The sequence below is a fragment of the Enterobacter sp. CPE_E863 genome (genome assembly GCF_046521465.1).
GTDB classification, from domain to species: domain Bacteria; phylum Pseudomonadota; class Gammaproteobacteria; order Enterobacterales; family Enterobacteriaceae; genus Enterobacter; species Enterobacter adelaidei.
In genome coordinates this window covers 1,002,457-1,018,140 of the sequence record NZ_JBKFZX010000001.1, presented here as the reverse complement: position 1 = coordinate 1,018,140, position 15,684 = coordinate 1,002,457, and the positions used below count along the sequence as shown (strand labels likewise).

The following is a 15,684-nucleotide window of genomic DNA, read 5'->3' as shown; positions in this document are numbered from 1 at the left end:
ATCCCCATATACTAAGTATCCTGATAACTCCCACCTGACGTGGGAGTTATTCTTTTTGACGTTACGCCGGAGCTGACATGAAAACCAAACTTAACGAACTGCTTGAATTCCCTACCCCGTTTACCTACAAAGTAATGGGTCTGGCGAAACCTGAGCTGGTTGATCAGGTGGTTGAAGTGGTACAGCGCCATGCGCCGGGTGACTACTCTCCGTCAGTAAAACCAAGCAGCAAGGGCAACTACCACTCGGTTTCTATTACCATCACTGCGACTCACATTGAGCAGGTTGAGACGCTGTACGAAGAACTCGGCAATATCGAAATTGTTCGTATGGTGCTGTAGTCCCTTTGAGGTTACCCGCTTTGCCGGGTAACCCCTCTCCCCGCTGTGATATACTCCCTCTCATCTTATGTCCTTCGTCTTCGGAGACGCAGTTTTGTATCAGGATAAAATTCTGGTCCGTCACCTCGGGCTGCAACCTTATGAGCCTGTCTCCCAGGCTATGCATGACTTCACCGATTCACGCGATGACAGCACCCCTGATGAAATCTGGCTGGTCGAACACCTGCCGGTATTTACACAGGGCCAGGCGGGAAAAGCAGAACACTTATTAATGACGGGTGATATCCCGGTTATTCAGAGCGACCGCGGCGGACAGGTAACGTATCACGGGCCGGGGCAGCAGGTGATGTACGTCCTGCTGAATCTGAAGCGCAGAAAGCTGGGTGTGCGTGAACTGGTGACCTTACTGGAACACACTGTCGTCAATACGCTGGCGGAATACGGTATTGACGCTCACCCGCGTGCCGATGCACCTGGTGTCTACGTCGGCGAAATGAAGATCTGCTCTCTGGGACTGCGTATTCGAAAAGGTTGTTCATTTCACGGTCTGGCGTTGAATATTAATATGGATCTTACGCCTTTCCAGCGCATAAACCCCTGTGGCTACGCCGGTATGGAAATGACACAAATGTGCCAGTGGGTCGACACGGCTGCGCCAGAAAATATTCGTCCTGTCCTTTTGAAGCACATGTTAGCGCTACTTAACAATCCTCCGCACGAATATATCCCTGCTTAATATATTATACAACATGGCTCGATAATTTGACGGGCCAGTGTTTATTTACCGCTTTTACGCTTTACAATAAACCATAGATTCTATATTTTCGAAGCGCCCGAATATTACCGTTACATATTATTTAGCCTCCAGCAAGCGCGATACGCAGGATCTAAGTAACTTGAGTGATAATCACACAACTGTTTGTTTTTGATAGACAAGTAAAACAAAACCAACACTTTACGAATCTCTACAGGCATAATAAATAAATTCAACTATCATTCATAATGTGAATGTATACGGAGTAAAAGCGTGGAGTCTACTAATTTACCAGCTAAACGCCTGAATGAACCTGGTGGCGAAGACAAGCCGCAAATTTTTCGGACTTTACGTAATATTGATCTCAATTTACTGACTATTTTTGAGGCAGTATATGTCCATAAGGGTATCGTTAATGCTGCGAAAATTCTTAATCTCACGCCATCAGCAATAAGTCAGTCAATCCAAAAGCTACGCGCTATATTTCCCGACCCGTTATTTATCCGTAAGGGTCAGGGGGTGACGCCAACGGCTTACGCCACACACCTCCACGAGTACATCAGCCAGGGGCTGGAGTCGATCCTGGGCGCACTGGATTTAACCGGGAGCTACGATAAGCAGAGAACCATCACCATCGGCTGCTCCCCTTCTGTGGGTGTACTGGTGATGCCTGCGATCTTCCAGGCCGTGAAAGAGCAAGTGCCGCAGCTCCTGCTTCGCAATGTGCCTCTCAATGAACCTGATATTCAGCTTGCTCAGTTTCAGACAGACCTGATTATTGATAGCGGCAGCTTTAGCGCCAGAGCACTCGGGCAAAATGTGCTTTATGCAGATAACCTGGTTCTGGTGTGCCGCCAACATCATCCTGCTCTTAGCGAGCCATTGGCCATCGAAAACTTGCGTAACTATGATCATTCATCATTCATGACCGATGGGCAGTCTAATCATGCCCTGCGCCAGCGGATTGATGAAATCTTCCCGGAACGTCAGATCAGTTTCAGCAGTTACAATATGTTTACCACCGCATCCCTGATTGGCAGCAGTGACATGCTCTGTATCATGCCTTCACGCCTGTACAGCCTGCTCCGAAAATGCTGGCCGCTGGAGAGTATTCCTCTCAGTCAACTTAATGCGGAATCTATCGAGATTTCACTGCATTACAACAAACTGAGTTTGCGCGATCCGGTACTGGAAAACGTCATCCGCATTATCCGCCAGGCCTTCTGACAGGCTCAGACAGCACAAGCCCCTGCTACAGGCAGGGCAAAAGGCACAAAACAACAACTATTTTACAAATTGGCGACCTGGCAGGCTGCTTTAACGACCGTTTCAATGATATACTGCCTGTCGTTCGTTCAAAAATAGTTGATAAATACAACATTCCCTTGAATTGAAACGCTTTCCTTCGATATTCGCAACTGGAACACGCACGCTATGAGTAAACCCATTGTGATGGAACGCGGTGTTAAATACCGCGATGCCGATAAAATGGCCCTTATCCCGGTTAAAAACGTGGCTACAGAGCGCGAGGCGCTGTTAAGAAAACCGGAATGGATGAAAATCAAACTTCCGGCCGACTCTTCGCGTATCCAGGGGATCAAAGCGGCGATGCGCAAGAATGGCCTTCACTCCGTCTGTGAAGAAGCCTCTTGTCCGAACCTTGCTGAATGTTTCAATCACGGCACCGCGACGTTTATGATTCTGGGTGCCATCTGTACCCGCCGCTGCCCGTTCTGCGATGTTGCCCATGGCCGTCCGGTAGCGCCCGACGCTAACGAGCCTCAAAAACTGGCACAGACCATCGCCGACATGGCGCTGCGTTATGTCGTCATCACATCTGTTGACCGTGACGACCTGCGTGATGGGGGTGCTCAGCACTTTGCTGACTGTATTACTGCCATTCGTGAGAAAAGCCCGAACATCAAAATCGAGACGCTGGTTCCTGACTTCCGCGGCCGTATGGACCGTGCGCTGGACATCCTGACCGCGACGCCGCCAGATGTGTTTAACCACAATCTGGAGAACGTACCACGTATCTACCGCCAGGTACGTCCAGGTGCAGATTATAACTGGTCCCTGAAGCTGCTGGAGCGCTTCAAAGAGGCGCATCCGCATATTCCAACCAAGTCTGGCCTGATGGTTGGCCTGGGTGAAACCAATGATGAAATCATTGAGGTAATGCGCGATCTGCGTCGCCACGGCGTCACTATGCTGACGTTGGGACAATATCTGCAACCAAGCCGCCACCACCTTCCGGTACAGCGCTACGTAAGCCCGGACGAGTTTGATGAGATGAAAGCCGAAGCGATGGCGATGGGCTTTACCCACGCAGCATGCGGCCCATTTGTTCGCTCCTCATACCATGCCGATATGCAGGCGAAAGGCGAAGAAGTTAAATAATTCTGTAATATTCATTTACAGTAATACGAAAAAACCGGCCTCATGAGCCGGTTTTTTTTCGCAAGCCCTCAGGCATTGCTATCACTCTTTGTGAGAAAGCTTGTCTGCCGGGACGTCATCCTCAGCGCTTTTCTTGGCCGCCGCATCATCGTCGTTCATTGCTTTTTTAAAGCCTTTGATGGCAGCCCCCAGGTCACCACCCAGCGTGCGTAACTTCTTGGTACCAAACAGCAGGACGACCAGTGCGGCAACCACCAGCAGTTTGGTAATACTAATCTCACCCATAGATACCTTCTTTACTTAAAACAGGCTGCATTCAGCGCCAAAACCTGATTGTATTAACGGTCATTTGACGCGTGCACACAATAGCAATCTGTAACAAGGTGAATCAAGCATTGTTGAAAAAAACATCACAATAATTGCGGTGGCGCAAACCGACGGTTATGAAGAACAGGTAATTGCTGACGTGCAAGCGCAATCCGTTCTAAATTAATCTCCGCGACCAGCAACACAGGGGTTTCCGCTGCAGCAGCAATCGTCACCCCCAGCGGATCGACCACCCTGCTTTGCCCGATGTTTTTATTACCGCACTCCCCTGCGGCAACGACATAACAAGTGGTATCAAGTGCGCGCGCCGCAAGCAATGTTCCCCAATGATGCTCTTTTAACGGCCCTTTCACCCAAGCCGCAGGCAATACCAGAATGTCCGCCCCTTGTAGCGCCAAATTGAGCGCCAGCTCCGGAAAACGTAAATCGTAGCACGTCATCAACCCAACCTTAAACCCGTCAATATCCAGTAGCGGCGGAACACAGTCACCGGGATCAACAAGCCGTGACTCCTGAATGCTGAACGCATCATAGAGATGAAGTTTGGCGTAACGTGCGACAATGGCGCCGCCACGGATAGCCACAAGCGTATTGACTGCTCGACCCGGCGTTGAGGGAACATGGATCGTTAATATCGTCGTCATCGTATTACCCGCGCTCTGGGCGAGCAATTGCTGTAAAAATTCACCGTCCAGCAACTGCGCGGACTTCACGGATAAATCCGGGTCATTATCATCCCTGGCCAGCAGCGCCTCAGGGAGCACCAGCAACGACGCGCCTTTCTGCCAGGCCTGCTTCATCAGGTTGACGCACGTGAGCGCATTTTTGTGCCAGTCTGGCGTGACCGCAAACTGTCCAACTGCAACATACATATTTGTCCCCTCATCATAAACAGCGTTAAACTCGCTACTCTTACACATCAAATAGCAGGTATTTAGCGTGTTACAACTACTTTTAGCCGTTTTTATTGGTGGGGGAACGGGTAGCGTTGCTCGATGGTTTCTGAGTATGCGGTTTAACCCCCTTCATCAGGCTATACCCATGGGAACACTTGCCGCAAACCTGATTGGTGCTTTCATTATTGGTATGGGGCTGGCCTGGTTTAACCGAATGACACACATCGACCCGATGTGGAAAGTCCTGATTACGACAGGTTTCTGCGGCGGGTTAACCACCTTCTCGACGTTCTCTGCAGAAGTGGTGTTTCTCTTTCAGGAAGGCCGTATCGGCTGGGCGCTGACGAATATCGCGATTAACATGCTCGGCTCCTTTGCGATGACGGGGATCGCATTCTGGCTATTTTCCTCTGCAAGTACGCATTAACTGTCGAACCGTTAATGTTGCCTTAATTTTTCTCTGTCACTCTGGCTCCAGTGCTGAACGAGGGTGACAGAATGAAACAGAGTCTGATGAGCGCAGGAATGGTGTTGTTAAGCGTGCTGATCGTTGCCAGCTTCCTGAAAATGTATCTGATTGGCTGATTCAAAACGAAAAAAACCCGCTCTGTGAGCGGGTTTTGAAATTCTTGCTGACGCGTCTGAATTACAGAGCGATTACGTTAGCAGCAGAAGGGCCTTTGGCACCGTTAGTGATTTCGAACTCTACACGCTGACCTTCAGCCAGAGTTTTGAAACCATTAGACTGGATTGCAGAGAAGTGTACGAACACGTCTTTGCTGCCATCTTCAGGAGTAATGAAACCGAATCCTTTGGACTCATTAAACCACTTAACGTTACCTTTAATCTTAGACATCAAAATTACCTTTACATTAAAAAACGACACAAATGCTGTGTCGGTTACCAGTACATCAATTGTGAGACCTTTTGTCCAGCGGATCTTTGATAAAAAGTGACTAAAGTCGCGTTAATTTTCACTGACAGATTTTTATCGTTTATGAATCAACGTCTGCGCGTTTTTTCACCATCATGTAACGTTTTGTCAGTTAAAACTGAAAACGCATCCAGGCGAAGTAAACGTTTCCGTTGTTGTAAGTCCCCGGGATGTAGGTCATCTGGAACGTTGCGGGGCCATAGCCAATAGAGGCAAGTGGAAGCAGCACCGGGATCGGGATGTAGTTCCAGTTGTCACGTGCAGTGACGCCGGCGGTATAACCTAAACCAACGTGGAAGTTCTCGTCCGCTAACGGACGCCAGGTTTTCTCCCAGCCATAACCCCCAATCGGTTCCCATTTATTAAACGAATCTTTAAAGGCCATCAGATAGATGCCATGCCAGTTGCCCTTTTCATCCCAGCGCGACTGACCAAAACCAGCCCCCCACGGGCGCTCGTTGTATTTATCTGTCTTCTCTTTGTCATAAGCAAAACGTGCATGCCACGTTATTGCCGGAACATAGAGATCATAATGTTCAGGCGCGGTCCAGGTCTGAGAAACATTATCCGTGAAGGTAGAGAACCAGCCTTTATCCTTTGCGTTGTCCTCTGCCTGTGCAACGGAGGAGAACGTTAACTGCCCAAAAATAAACAACAAAATAGAGAAAAATGTATTACGTACGATCACAATGCAATTACCATTCTTAGTATTCGAGGCAAAGTTTACCATAAATTAGTTTAATCAACGCTTAACAGCATCAGTATTATTCCTAATTATTCGCACTTCTGAGGGAATATTCTTAAAATAGTCCACCTGCAAGCGCGAATAATCACACTAAGGGTGTGCCATTAGCGAATTTATTCCCTGGCAATACAAACACTCAGCAACTTACAAAAAATTAACATTTCATTATCATTGTAAAGACAATTTGCGGTGTTACTACTGGTCAAGCCCCTCATGATATAAATGTATAAGCCGTGGCAAAAACACTGTCTGACTGCTCTTTAGTCATCTATTTATTGATTTTAATCAGCAAGAACAGGCCATTAATTCGGCACATTTTCATCCTTCTTTTTTTTGATTATTTGTGCTCAAGGGCAGCAGAGATACAGGGGAAATCATGCTTACGTTAATCGAACTCCTTATTGGGGTCGTCGTCATTGTCGGTGTAGCTCGCTACATCATTAAGGGATACTCGGCAACAGGCGTATTATTTGTCGGTGGTTTAATACTGCTGATTATCAGCGCCATAATGGGTCATCAGGTGTTACCGGCCAGCGCAAGCAGCACGGGTTACACTGCTACCGATATTGTTGAATACATTAAAATATTACTCATGAGCCGCGGCGGCGACCTGGGTATGATGATCATGATGCTGTGCGGGTTTGCGGCCTACATGACCCATATCGGCGCCAACGACATGGTCGTTAAGCTTGCCTCTAAACCCCTGCAATATATTAACTCTCCGTATCTGCTGATGGTCGCAGCCTATTTCCTCGCCTGCCTGATGTCACTGGCCGTTTCGTCGGCAACCGGACTTGGCGTCCTGCTAATGGCCACGCTGTTCCCGGTGATGGTGAATGTCGGTATTAGCCGTGGTGCGGCGGCGGCAATTTGCGCGTCTCCGGCAGCTATTATTCTCTCCCCTACTTCTGGCGACGTCGTGCTGGCGGCAAAGGCAGCGGAAATGTCGCTCATCGACTTCGCCTTTAAAACCACGCTACCGATCTCGATAGTTGCAATTGTGGGAATGGGTATCGCGCATTTCTTCTGGCAACGCTATCTCGATAAGAAAGAAAACATCAGCCATGAAATGATGGATGTAAGTGAAATCACCACGACAGCGCCAGCGTTTTACGCCATTCTGCCGTTCACGCCGATTATAGGTGTATTGATTTTTGACGGTAAATGGGGCCCTCAGCTACATATCATTACCATTCTGGTCATCTGTATGCTGCTGGCTGCAGTGCTGGAATTTGTACGCGGCTTTAACACACAAAAAGTCTTCTCTGGCCTGGAAGTTGCGTATCGCGGTATGGCAGATGCGTTTGCTGGCGTTGTCATGCTGTTGGTTGCAGCAGGCGTCTTTGCTCAGGGGCTGAGCACTATCGGCTTTATCCAGAGCCTGATCTCCATCGCGACCTCATTCGGCTCCGCCAGTATTATCCTGATGCTGGTGCTGGTGGTGCTCACCATGCTGGCGGCCATGACAACGGGTTCCGGTAACGCGCCTTTCTACGCCTTCGTTGAGATGATCCCGAAACTGGCTCACTCTTCCGGGATTAATCCAGCGTATCTTTCCATTCCGATGCTGCAGGCGTCGAACCTGGGTCGTACCATTTCCCCTGTATCCGGCGTCGTCGTCGCCGTTGCCGGGATGGCAAAAATTTCGCCATTCGAAGTGGTAAAACGTACCTCCGTACCGGTTATTGTTGGCCTGATTATCGTGATTATTGCCACGGAGGTGCTGGTTCCCGGTGCCGCTTAAGTTAAATTACTGATATCCAGAAAGCGCCTGCGGGCGCTTTTTGGGTAATGGTGCCAACTTACTGATTTAGTGTATGATGGTGTTTTTGAGGTGCTCCAGTGGCTTCTGTTTCTATCAGCTGTCCCTCCTGTTCAGCTACTGAAGGCGTGGTGCGTAACGGTAAAAGTACTGCCGGACATCGCGCTATCTCTGCTCTCACTGCCGTAAAACATGGCAGCTACAGTTCACTTACACCGCTTCTCAACCCGGTACGCATCAGAAAATCATTGATATGGCCATGAATGGCGTCGGATGTCGCGCCAGTGCACGCATTATGGGCGTTGGCCTCAACACGATTTTACGACACTTAAAAACTCAGGCCGCAGTCGGTAAACTCACGCATACAACCGGGCAGTGACGTCATTGTTTGCGCGGAAATGGACGAACAGTGGGGTTACGTCGGCGCTAAATCACGCCAGCGCTGGTTGTTTTACGCGTATGACGGGATACGGAGGACGGTTGTGGCGCACGTATTCGGTGAACGCACGTTGGCCACGCTGGAGCGTCTTCTGGGCCTGCTGTCGGCCTTTGAGGTCGTGGTATGGATGACGGATGGCTGGCCGCTGTATGAATCACGCCTGAAGGGAGAACTGCACGTTATCAGCAAGCGATATACGCAGCGCATTGAGCGGCATAACCTGAATCTGAGGCAGCATCTGGCAAGGCTGGGCAGGAAGTCACTGTCGTTCTCAAAATCGGTGGAGCTGCATGACAAAGTCATCGGGCATTATCTGAACATAAAACACTATCAGTAAGTTGGAGTCATTACCCGGATAACTACGGTAAAACCGTTACTCGCAGCGATTTTGACAATGCCGTTGCTAAAAGCTGGAGCAAGGAGAATATCAAAGCGTTCAAGCTGACCTGCAATGGTAATCCGGCTTATCTGACCGAAATGCAGGTTTCGCTGAAGGCTGACACCATTAATAATCCACTTTCTGCGACATCATTTGCACCGCAGCCACATCCTGGTAACTGCGGAACACAGTTCATCATTGATAAAGCGGGTTACTGACTTACTACCGGTCGCACCATATCAAACCGGTTTTCATCACTGATGCCATAGTACGCCGTCGGCCCACCCGCACGCAGGATGGGCTGCGCTTTCGCCGTCTGGTATATCCCCTCTTCCAGCAGCGTCTCGTCAATATGGACGCCGACCACTTCTCCTAACACCAGCCAGGTATCTACAGGTGTGCCGTCAGCCCCGGTAAGCTGAATGCATTGCGACAGGCGGCATTCAAAGTTCACAGGGCTCTGCGCGACACGCGGGGCGTTAACCAGCTGGCTGGCCGCAGGCGTCAACCCGGCAAAGGTAAATTCATCTTCCCCATGAGGAAGTGTGGCGGAGGTTTCATTCATTGCTTCGGCTAAATCGCGCGTCGCCAGGTTCCAGACAAACTCTTTTGTTTCAGTAATATTACGTACGCTGTCCTTCCAGCCATTGCTGGAAAACCCGATGATCGGCGGGCGATAGTTAAAACAGTTAAAGAAGCTATAGGGTGCGAGGTTCAACTGACCAGCATGGTCGCAGGAGGAGATCCAGCCAATCGGACGTGGGCCAATAATGGCGTTCAGCGGGTCATGCGGCAAGCCGTGCCCCTGAGACGGTTGGTAGAAGTACATAGTTCTCTCTCAATGGAGGGCAGACACGAATTACGTTTCGCTCAATGCCCTGGTTCAGGACGCTCAGCGTAACGCAATCCGCCAGGAATTAAGACTGAATAAATTTCAGCAAATCTTCATTGATCTGGTGCTTATGCGTGGTGCAAATACCGTGAGAGCCACCGGCATAGACTTTCAGCTCTGCATTCGGCAGGATCTCCGCCGCTACCCGACCACAGGTATCAATGGGGACAATCTGGTCATCATCACCGTGGATCACCAGCGTCGGAATGGTCATCCTTTTCAGATCTTCACGCAGGTCCGTTTCCGAAAACGCTTTCACACAGTCGTAAAGCGCCTTGATTGACCCCTGAAGCCCCTGTTCAACAAAACTTTCACACACCGCTTTGGACTCTTTCGCGCCCGGGCGGTTGTAGCCATAAAACGCGGCGGTCAGCTCATAGAAGAATGCCGCCCGATCGTTGACGACACCTTCCCGAATACCATCAAACACCTCTTTCGGCACCCCGTTCGGGTTGAAATCGGTTTTGATCATAATCGGCGTTACGGCGCCAATCAGCACCGCTTTGACCACGCGCTGCGTACCGTGACGCCCAATGTAGCGCGCCACTTCGCCTCCCCCTGTGGAATGCCCCACGTGAACAGCATCTTTCAGGTTAAGATGCGCCGTCAGTTGTGCCAGGTCATCAGCGTACTGATCCATATTATGGCCGTCCCACGGCTGCGCGGAACGACCATGTCCGCGGCGGTCGTGCGCAATTACGCGAAATCCTTTTGACCCCAGGTATAACATCTGATCTTCAAAGGCATCTGCCGTCAGCGGCCAGCCGTGGCTGAAAACCACCGGTTGCCCGCTTCCCCAGTCTTTAAAATGCAAATAGCTACCGTCTTTCAAGGTAATTTTATCGTAATCGCTCATGAGATCTCCTGCTAAGGAACACTGAATGCGGATAGTCGCCTGCAAGGGGCGCTTAAAAAGGATAATGCAAATTTGCGAGGGATCACGTTTTTCGCCGAAAATTCATATGGACCATGAATGTGACTTTCATCACTTCAAACTTGCACGTTCAGCCAGTATCATCGGGAGAGTTAAACCCTCGCTGCCAGACGGCGAGGGTTTTCTTTTGGATTGGTTTCTGCGTTACACGCAGTATTAACGACATGGAGTAAAAAATGTCCAGACCTACAATTATCATCAATGAACTCGACGCAGAACGTATCGACAGACTGCTGGAAAAAGCAGAATTCGCCTCACTTCCGGTGGCCGACGCCCTGAATGAGGAGCTCGACCGGGCGCAGATGTGCACCCCTGAGTCGATGCCGCATGACGTCGTCACCATGAACAGCCAGGTAAAATTCCGCAATCTGACTACTGGTGAAGAGTTGACCCGTACGCTGGTTTACCCGGCGCAGATGACAGACAGCAGCACTCAGCTTTCCGTTCTGGCACCGGTGGGTGCCGCACTGTTGGGGCTACGCACAGGGGATACCATCCACTGGGAGTTACCGGGAGGTACCTCTACCCACCTGGAAGTGCTGGCATTGATCTACCAGCCAGAAGCCGCTGGTGATTACCTGCGTTAACCCCTTCTGAACAAGCGCCCACCGCTTTGCACAGAGGATGCAGCCGCATCCTCTTTCCGCAAATTCACCCGAAATGCTTATATCGCGCGAAAAGGCCTTAATCCACGCTTAATCTGTTTTGGTGCCGTGGGGACGGTCATGAGTGAGATACTGGCTATCACACTTATTTTTCTGATTTTTGTGGCGATCATTGTCACGGCAGTGCTCTATCTTGAGCGCTACTGGTAACGTGTTTTTCTCCTGCTTCTCAACAGTAAAATGTTCCATGGCATGAAAAAGTGCCAGACAGCTATCAGAAACCGGAATCATTTTGTGCTTGAATGGTTTTAGCGTTTATAAACAAGGAGAAACGGGTATGTATCAGAGAATCATTATGCCGGTTGATGTTTTTGAGATGGAGCTGAGCGACAAAGCGGTACGCCATGCGGAGTTTCTGGCGCAAGAGGACGGTGTTATCCATCTTTTGCACGTATTGCCGGGTTCCGCCAGCCTGAGCTTGCATCGCTTTGCAGCTGATGTGCGTCGCTTCGAAGAGCATCTGCAGCACGAAGCTGAAAATCGCCTGCAAACCATGGTCAGCCATTTCAGCATCGATCCTTCGCGCATCAAAACGCATGTCAGGTTCGGCAGCGTGCGTGATGCCGTTAACGAACTGGCGAACGAACTGAAAGCAGACGTGGTGGTCATCGGTTCGCGCAATCCTTCCATCACCACGCATTTGCTGGGATCAAACGCCTCCAGCGTGATTCGTCACACGCATATTCCGGTGATGGTGGTGAGATAAAAAAAAGAGGCCACCTTTGGGTGGCCTCTTGCTATTGCAGGTGTAATCTTACTTTCTTTTGTTATGCGGTTTTGGTGCGGATCAGATAGTCAAACGAACTCAGCGACGCCTTCGCCCCTTCGCCAGTGGCGATGATGATCTGTTTGTACGGTACGGTCGTACAGTCACCCGCCGCAAACACGCCTTTTACGCTGGTTTCACACTTCGCATCAATGATGATTTCACCCATGCGGTTGCGCTCAATCGCACCTTCCAGCCAGGTGGTGTTCGGCAGCAGACCAATCTGTACGAAGATCCCGGAAAGCTGAACGTTATGCACATCGCCACTCACACGGTCACGGTATTCCAGGCCGGTCACTTTACTGCCGTCACCCTTCACTTCCGTGGTCTGAGCATTCAGTACGATGTCGACGTTTTTCAGGCTGCGCACTTTATCCTGCAGCACCTGGTCCGCTTTCATTTCTGGCGCGAACTCAAGCAGAGTCACATGTTCAACAATACCGGCCAGGTCAATAGCCGCTTCCACACCCGAGTTCCCGCCGCCGATCACCGCCACGCGTTTACCTTTGAACAGTGGGCCGTCGCAGTGAGGACAATAGGTCACGCCTTTGGTGCGATACTGATCTTCTCCCGGGACGTTCATATTGCGCCATTTTGCACCGGTGGCAATGATGATGCTGCGTGCCTTCAATACCGCGCCGGAGGCCGTTTCAATCTGGTGTAAACCGCCTTCTATTGCAGACGGCACCAGTTTGCTGGCGCTCTGGCTGTCGATAACGTCAACCTCATAATCGCTAACGTGCGCCTTCAGAGCACCGGCCAGCTTCTGGCCTTCAGTTTTCGGTACGGAGATGTAGTTTTCGATGTCCACAGTATCCAGTACCTGGCCGCCAAAGCGCTCGCCCATCAGACCGGTACGAATCCCTTTACGGGCAGAGTAAACCGCCGCTGCCGCGCCCGCCGGACCGGAACCGACGATCAGCACGTCGTAAGCATCGCGTTTGTTCAGCTCTTCCGCCGCACGTTTTTCAGCGCCAGTGTCCACTTTGGCAACGATTTCGGTGAGCGTCATGCGGCCCTGGCCAAATTCTTTACCGTTCATGTATACAGCCGGAACCCCCATCACGTTGCGATCGGTGATTTCGTTCTGGAACGTACCACCGTCAATCGCCGTGTGTTTGATGCGCGGGTTCAAAACCGACATCAGGTTCAGCGCCTGCACCACATCCGGGCAGTTGTGGCAGGAGAGTGAATAATAAGTTTCAAACTCAAAATCACCGTCGATATCACGGATCTGTTCCAGCAGCGCCTGCGCTTCTTTTGACGGATGACCGCCAGTCCACAGCAGTGCCAGCACCAGCGACGTAAATTCATGCCCCAGCGGAGAACCGGCAAAGCGCGGCCCCTGGTCAGAACCCGGGTTGGTAATCAGGAAAGACGGCTTGCGGACGGCACGCGCATTATCTTCTTTGAAGGTCACTTTCGGTGACAGTTCAGCGATCTCTGTCAGCAGTTCCTTGATCTCTGCCGATTTCGCGCTGTCATCCAGCGTGGCAATCAGCTCAACAGGTTTAGTCAGTTTCTCAAGATAGGCCTTGAGCTGGGTTTTCATGTTAGTGTCGAGCATTCTTCTTCCCTCTCTTAAAACGTCATCATGCAAGCTGCCTTATACAGGCGGCCTGAACGCAACTTGCATCATGGTGCTGGAATGAAATGGGCGCGGATGCGCCCATTGGGTGGACAAGACTTAGATTTTACCGACCAGGTCCAGGGATGGAGCCAGCGTCGCTTCGCCTTCTTTCCATTTTGCCGGGCACACTTCGCCTGGGTGAGACGCTACGTACTGAGCAGCTTTCACTTTACGCAGCAGGTCAGAAGCATCACGGCCGATACCTTCAGCGGTAACTTCGATAGCCTGAATAATGCCCTGCGGGTCAACGACGAAGGTCGCACGATCAGCCAGGCCTTCATCTTCACGCATGTTGTCGAAGTTACGGGTCAGGGCGCCAGTCGGGTCGCCGATCATCGCGTATTTGATTTTCGCGATGGTTTCAGAGCTGCTGTGCCATGCTTTGTGGGTGAAGTGAGTGTCGGTAGAGACAGAGTAAACGTCTACGCCCAGCTTCTGCAGTTCGTCGTAATGGTCTGCCACGTCACCCAGTTCGGTCGGGCAAACGAAGGTAAAATCTGCCGGATAGAAGAAGAACACGCTCCAGCGACCTTCGGTATCTTTCTCAGTGACTTCAATGAATTCACCGTTTTTGAACGCCTGGTTTTTGAAAGGTTTAATTTTGGTATTAATCAAAGACATCTGTACTTCCTCCGTGTTTTCGTTGAGAAGTAAGGTAACCAACTTTGCTCATCGGGGCTAATGCGTTTGCGTTATCAAATCAATCAGCGATACCTAACAACACCAACAAGACAATAAGGTGAACCTTTTAAAGGAAACGCCAAAAGTAAAAAGGCCGCCTCAACGGGCGGCCCTGATACCTGAATTCCCCGCGGGTACATTCAGTGCCAGCCGAAACTGGCGTTGCGTTGCGCTCTACAACCCTTTATATCAAGGCAGTGACAGCGGTTTGATTACACCACCCGTGCAGGTATTGGGCAATCCATAAGAGCGACATTCCTGTCTATGGCTGCAATAGGTTACGCCTAACACCATTCCGGCGCGCTATACATTTATTTTCGTGATAAAAATACCATCATATATAAATGACAATTGGGTAATGACTCCAACTTACTGATAGTGTTTTATGTTCAGATAATGCCCGATGACTTTGTCATGCAGCTCCACCGATTTTGAGAACGACAGTGACTTCCTGCCCAGCCTTGCCAGATGCTGCCTCAGATTCAGGTTATGCCGCTCAATGCGCTGCGTATATCGCTTGCTGATAACGTGCAGTTCTCCCTTCAGGCGTGATTCATACAGCGGCCAGCCATCCGTCATCCATACCACGACCTCAAAGGCCGACAGCAGGCCCAGAAGACGCTCCAGCGTGGCCAACGTGCGTTCACCGAATACGTGCGCCACAACCGTCCTCCGTATCCCTGTCATACGCGTAAAACAACCAGCGCTGGCGTGATTTAGCGCCGACGTAACCCCACTGTTCGTCCATTTCCGCGCAAACAATGACGTCACTGCCCGGTTGTATGCGTGAGTTTACCGACTGCGGCCTGAGTTTTTAAGTGTCGTAAAATCGTGTTGAGGCCAACGCCCATAATGCGTGCACTGGCGCGACATCCGACGCCATTCATGGCCATATCAATGATTTTCTGATGCGTACCGGGTTGAGAAGCGGTGTAAGTGAACTGTAGCTGCCATGTTTTACGGCAGTGAGAGCAGAGATAGCGCTGATGTCCGGCAGTACTTTTACCGTTACGCACCACGCCTTCAGTAGCTGAACAGGAGGGACAGCTGATAGAAACAGAAGCCACTGGAGCACCTCAAAAACACCATCATACACTAAATCAGTAAGTTGGCACCATTACCCGATGCTCAGCTAGACA

The 15,684-nt window shown here is 50.5% G+C and carries 17 protein-coding genes and 3 pseudogenes; 11 read left to right on the top strand and 9 right to left on the bottom strand.

The window, feature by feature from the left end; all coding sequences use genetic code 11:
- Positions 1 to 77: 77 nt before the first annotated feature.
- From ybeD to lipA, 4 genes are all read left to right on the top strand, one after another.
- Positions 78 to 341: a DUF493 family protein YbeD gene (ybeD, locus tag ACLHV8_RS04920; protein WP_003858718.1), complete on the top strand. Its 264-nt coding sequence runs from the start codon at positions 78 to 80 to the stop codon at positions 339 to 341.
- A 94-nt stretch (positions 342 to 435) separates the two neighbouring features.
- Positions 436 to 1,077 (top strand): lipoyl(octanoyl) transferase LipB, encoded by a 642-nt coding sequence (gene lipB, locus ACLHV8_RS04915; RefSeq protein ID WP_028019478.1) that lies wholly within the window; start codon positions 436 to 438, stop codon positions 1,075 to 1,077.
- A 291-nt stretch (positions 1,078 to 1,368) separates the two neighbouring features.
- Positions 1,369 to 2,322, top strand: a complete 954-nt coding sequence (locus ACLHV8_RS04910) for a YbeF family transcriptional regulator (RefSeq protein WP_032667026.1) — start codon at positions 1,369 to 1,371, stop codon at positions 2,320 to 2,322.
- 207 nt (positions 2,323 to 2,529) lie between these two features.
- Entirely contained in the window at positions 2,530 to 3,495 is a 966-nt protein-coding gene (gene lipA, locus ACLHV8_RS04905; RefSeq protein ID WP_028019480.1) for a lipoyl synthase, read from the top strand.
- Positions 3,496 to 3,576: 81 nt separating this feature from the next.
- On the opposite strand, the gene tatE is transcribed toward lipA, so the two are convergent.
- Together tatE and ACLHV8_RS04895 are read right to left on the bottom strand one after the other, a co-directional pair.
- The gene (gene tatE, locus ACLHV8_RS04900) at positions 3,577 to 3,780 is read right to left on the bottom strand and encodes a twin-arginine translocase subunit TatE (protein WP_023310742.1); all 204 of its coding nucleotides are present in this window, start codon (positions 3,778 to 3,780) and stop codon (positions 3,577 to 3,579) included.
- 125 nt (positions 3,781 to 3,905) lie between these two features.
- Positions 3,906 to 4,694 (bottom strand): deaminated glutathione amidase, encoded by a 789-nt coding sequence (locus ACLHV8_RS04895; RefSeq protein ID WP_208593841.1) that lies wholly within the window; start codon positions 4,692 to 4,694, stop codon positions 3,906 to 3,908.
- Between the two features lie 67 nt (positions 4,695 to 4,761).
- On the opposite strand from ACLHV8_RS04895, the gene crcB reads away from it, so the two are divergent.
- Positions 4,762 to 5,145, top strand: a complete 384-nt coding sequence (gene crcB, locus ACLHV8_RS04890; protein ID WP_028019482.1) for a fluoride efflux transporter CrcB — start codon at positions 4,762 to 4,764, stop codon at positions 5,143 to 5,145.
- 219 nt (positions 5,146 to 5,364) lie between these two features.
- On the opposite strand, the gene cspE is transcribed toward crcB, so the two are convergent.
- Entirely contained in the window at positions 5,365 to 5,574 is a 210-nt protein-coding gene (gene cspE / locus ACLHV8_RS04885) for a transcription antiterminator/RNA stability regulator CspE (protein ID WP_002439184.1), read from the bottom strand.
- A 190-nt stretch (positions 5,575 to 5,764) separates the two neighbouring features.
- Positions 5,765 to 6,382: a lipid IV(A) palmitoyltransferase PagP gene (gene pagP / locus ACLHV8_RS04880; protein WP_164881335.1), complete on the bottom strand. Its 618-nt coding sequence runs from the start codon at positions 6,380 to 6,382 to the stop codon at positions 5,765 to 5,767.
- Between the two features lie 391 nt (positions 6,383 to 6,773).
- Here pagP and dcuC point away from each other — a divergent pair, with 391 nt between their 5' ends.
- The 3 genes and pseudogenes from dcuC to ACLHV8_RS04865 form a co-directional block, all read left to right on the top strand.
- Positions 6,774 to 8,141 (top strand): anaerobic C4-dicarboxylate transporter DcuC, encoded by a 1,368-nt coding sequence (dcuC, locus tag ACLHV8_RS04875; RefSeq protein WP_208593842.1) that lies wholly within the window; start codon positions 6,774 to 6,776, stop codon positions 8,139 to 8,141.
- A gap of 98 nt (positions 8,142 to 8,239) precedes the next feature.
- A pseudogene (locus ACLHV8_RS04870) lies at positions 8,240 to 8,935 on the top strand (IS1 family transposase).
- Between the two features lie 17 nt (positions 8,936 to 8,952).
- Positions 8,953 to 9,195: pseudogene (locus ACLHV8_RS04865) on the top strand (ribonuclease I); the annotation flags it as partial.
- Here the strand turns inward: ACLHV8_RS04865 and ACLHV8_RS04860 are convergent.
- Both ACLHV8_RS04860 and ACLHV8_RS04855 read right to left on the bottom strand, forming a co-directional pair.
- Positions 9,189 to 9,806, bottom strand: coding sequence for a flavin reductase family protein (locus ACLHV8_RS04860; protein WP_208595331.1), 618 nt, complete (start codon positions 9,804 to 9,806; stop codon positions 9,189 to 9,191). The pseudogene ACLHV8_RS04865 and the gene ACLHV8_RS04860 sit on opposite strands and share 7 nt — an antisense overlap.
- Positions 9,807 to 9,894: 88 nt before the next feature.
- Complete coding sequence (locus ACLHV8_RS04855) at positions 9,895 to 10,725, bottom strand: alpha/beta fold hydrolase (RefSeq protein WP_208595332.1); 831 nt, start codon at positions 10,723 to 10,725, stop codon at positions 9,895 to 9,897.
- Positions 10,726 to 10,979: 254 nt separating this feature from the next.
- Between ACLHV8_RS04855 and rnk the strand changes: the two genes are divergently transcribed.
- From rnk to uspG, 3 genes are all read left to right on the top strand, one after another.
- The gene (gene rnk / locus ACLHV8_RS04850) at positions 10,980 to 11,390 is read left to right on the top strand and encodes a nucleoside diphosphate kinase regulator (protein WP_028019487.1); all 411 of its coding nucleotides are present in this window, start codon (positions 10,980 to 10,982) and stop codon (positions 11,388 to 11,390) included.
- Between the two features lie 138 nt (positions 11,391 to 11,528).
- Entirely contained in the window at positions 11,529 to 11,618 is a 90-nt protein-coding gene (gene yldA / locus ACLHV8_RS04845; RefSeq protein ID WP_272910382.1) for a small membrane protein YldA, read from the top strand.
- A 127-nt stretch (positions 11,619 to 11,745) separates the two neighbouring features.
- Entirely contained in the window at positions 11,746 to 12,174 is a 429-nt protein-coding gene (gene uspG / locus ACLHV8_RS04840) for a universal stress protein UspG (protein WP_114980128.1), read from the top strand.
- A 61-nt stretch (positions 12,175 to 12,235) separates the two neighbouring features.
- Here uspG and ahpF read toward each other — a convergent pair whose 3' ends face one another.
- The 3 genes and pseudogenes from ahpF to ACLHV8_RS04825 all read right to left on the bottom strand — a co-directional run bounded on the left by ahpF (position 12,236) and on the right by ACLHV8_RS04825 (position 15,612).
- The gene (gene ahpF / locus ACLHV8_RS04835) at positions 12,236 to 13,801 is read right to left on the bottom strand and encodes an alkyl hydroperoxide reductase subunit F (RefSeq protein WP_208595333.1); all 1,566 of its coding nucleotides are present in this window, start codon (positions 13,799 to 13,801) and stop codon (positions 12,236 to 12,238) included.
- Positions 13,802 to 13,921: 120 nt separating this feature from the next.
- Positions 13,922 to 14,485 (bottom strand): alkyl hydroperoxide reductase subunit C, encoded by a 564-nt coding sequence (ahpC, locus tag ACLHV8_RS04830; protein ID WP_008501015.1) that lies wholly within the window; start codon positions 14,483 to 14,485, stop codon positions 13,922 to 13,924.
- A 429-nt stretch (positions 14,486 to 14,914) separates the two neighbouring features.
- Positions 14,915 to 15,612: pseudogene (locus ACLHV8_RS04825) on the bottom strand (IS1 family transposase).
- Positions 15,613 to 15,684: the final 72 nt, after the last annotated feature.

Excerpts from the sequence above, each read along its gene's own strand:
- ACLHV8_RS04855 (WP_208595332.1), bottom strand. The coding sequence starts at position 10,725 with ATGAGCGATTACGATAAAATTACCTTGAAAGACGGTAGCTATTTGCAT.
- dcuC (WP_208593842.1), top strand. The coding sequence starts at position 6,774 with ATGCTTACGTTAATCGAACTCCTTATTGGGGTCGTCGTCATTGTCGGT.
- ACLHV8_RS04895 (WP_208593841.1), bottom strand. The coding sequence starts at position 4,694 with ATGTATGTTGCAGTTGGACAGTTTGCGGTCACGCCAGACTGGCACAAA.
- ahpF (WP_208595333.1), bottom strand. The coding sequence starts at position 13,801 with ATGCTCGACACTAACATGAAAACCCAGCTCAAGGCCTATCTTGAGAAA.
- pagP (WP_164881335.1), bottom strand. The coding sequence starts at position 6,382 with ATGGTAAACTTTGCCTCGAATACTAAGAATGGTAATTGCATTGTGATC.
- ahpC (WP_008501015.1), bottom strand. The coding sequence starts at position 14,485 with ATGTCTTTGATTAATACCAAAATTAAACCTTTCAAAAACCAGGCGTTC.
- lipA (WP_028019480.1), top strand. The coding sequence starts at position 2,530 with ATGAGTAAACCCATTGTGATGGAACGCGGTGTTAAATACCGCGATGCC.
- rnk (WP_028019487.1), top strand. The coding sequence starts at position 10,980 with ATGTCCAGACCTACAATTATCATCAATGAACTCGACGCAGAACGTATC.
- ybeD (WP_003858718.1), top strand. The coding sequence starts at position 78 with ATGAAAACCAAACTTAACGAACTGCTTGAATTCCCTACCCCGTTTACC.
- uspG (WP_114980128.1), top strand. The coding sequence starts at position 11,746 with ATGTATCAGAGAATCATTATGCCGGTTGATGTTTTTGAGATGGAGCTG.
- yldA (WP_272910382.1), top strand. The coding sequence starts at position 11,529 with ATGAGTGAGATACTGGCTATCACACTTATTTTTCTGATTTTTGTGGCG.
- cspE (WP_002439184.1), bottom strand. The coding sequence starts at position 5,574 with ATGTCTAAGATTAAAGGTAACGTTAAGTGGTTTAATGAGTCCAAAGGA.
- ACLHV8_RS04860 (WP_208595331.1), bottom strand. The coding sequence starts at position 9,806 with ATGTACTTCTACCAACCGTCTCAGGGGCACGGCTTGCCGCATGACCCG.
- tatE (WP_023310742.1), bottom strand. The coding sequence starts at position 3,780 with ATGGGTGAGATTAGTATTACCAAACTGCTGGTGGTTGCCGCACTGGTC.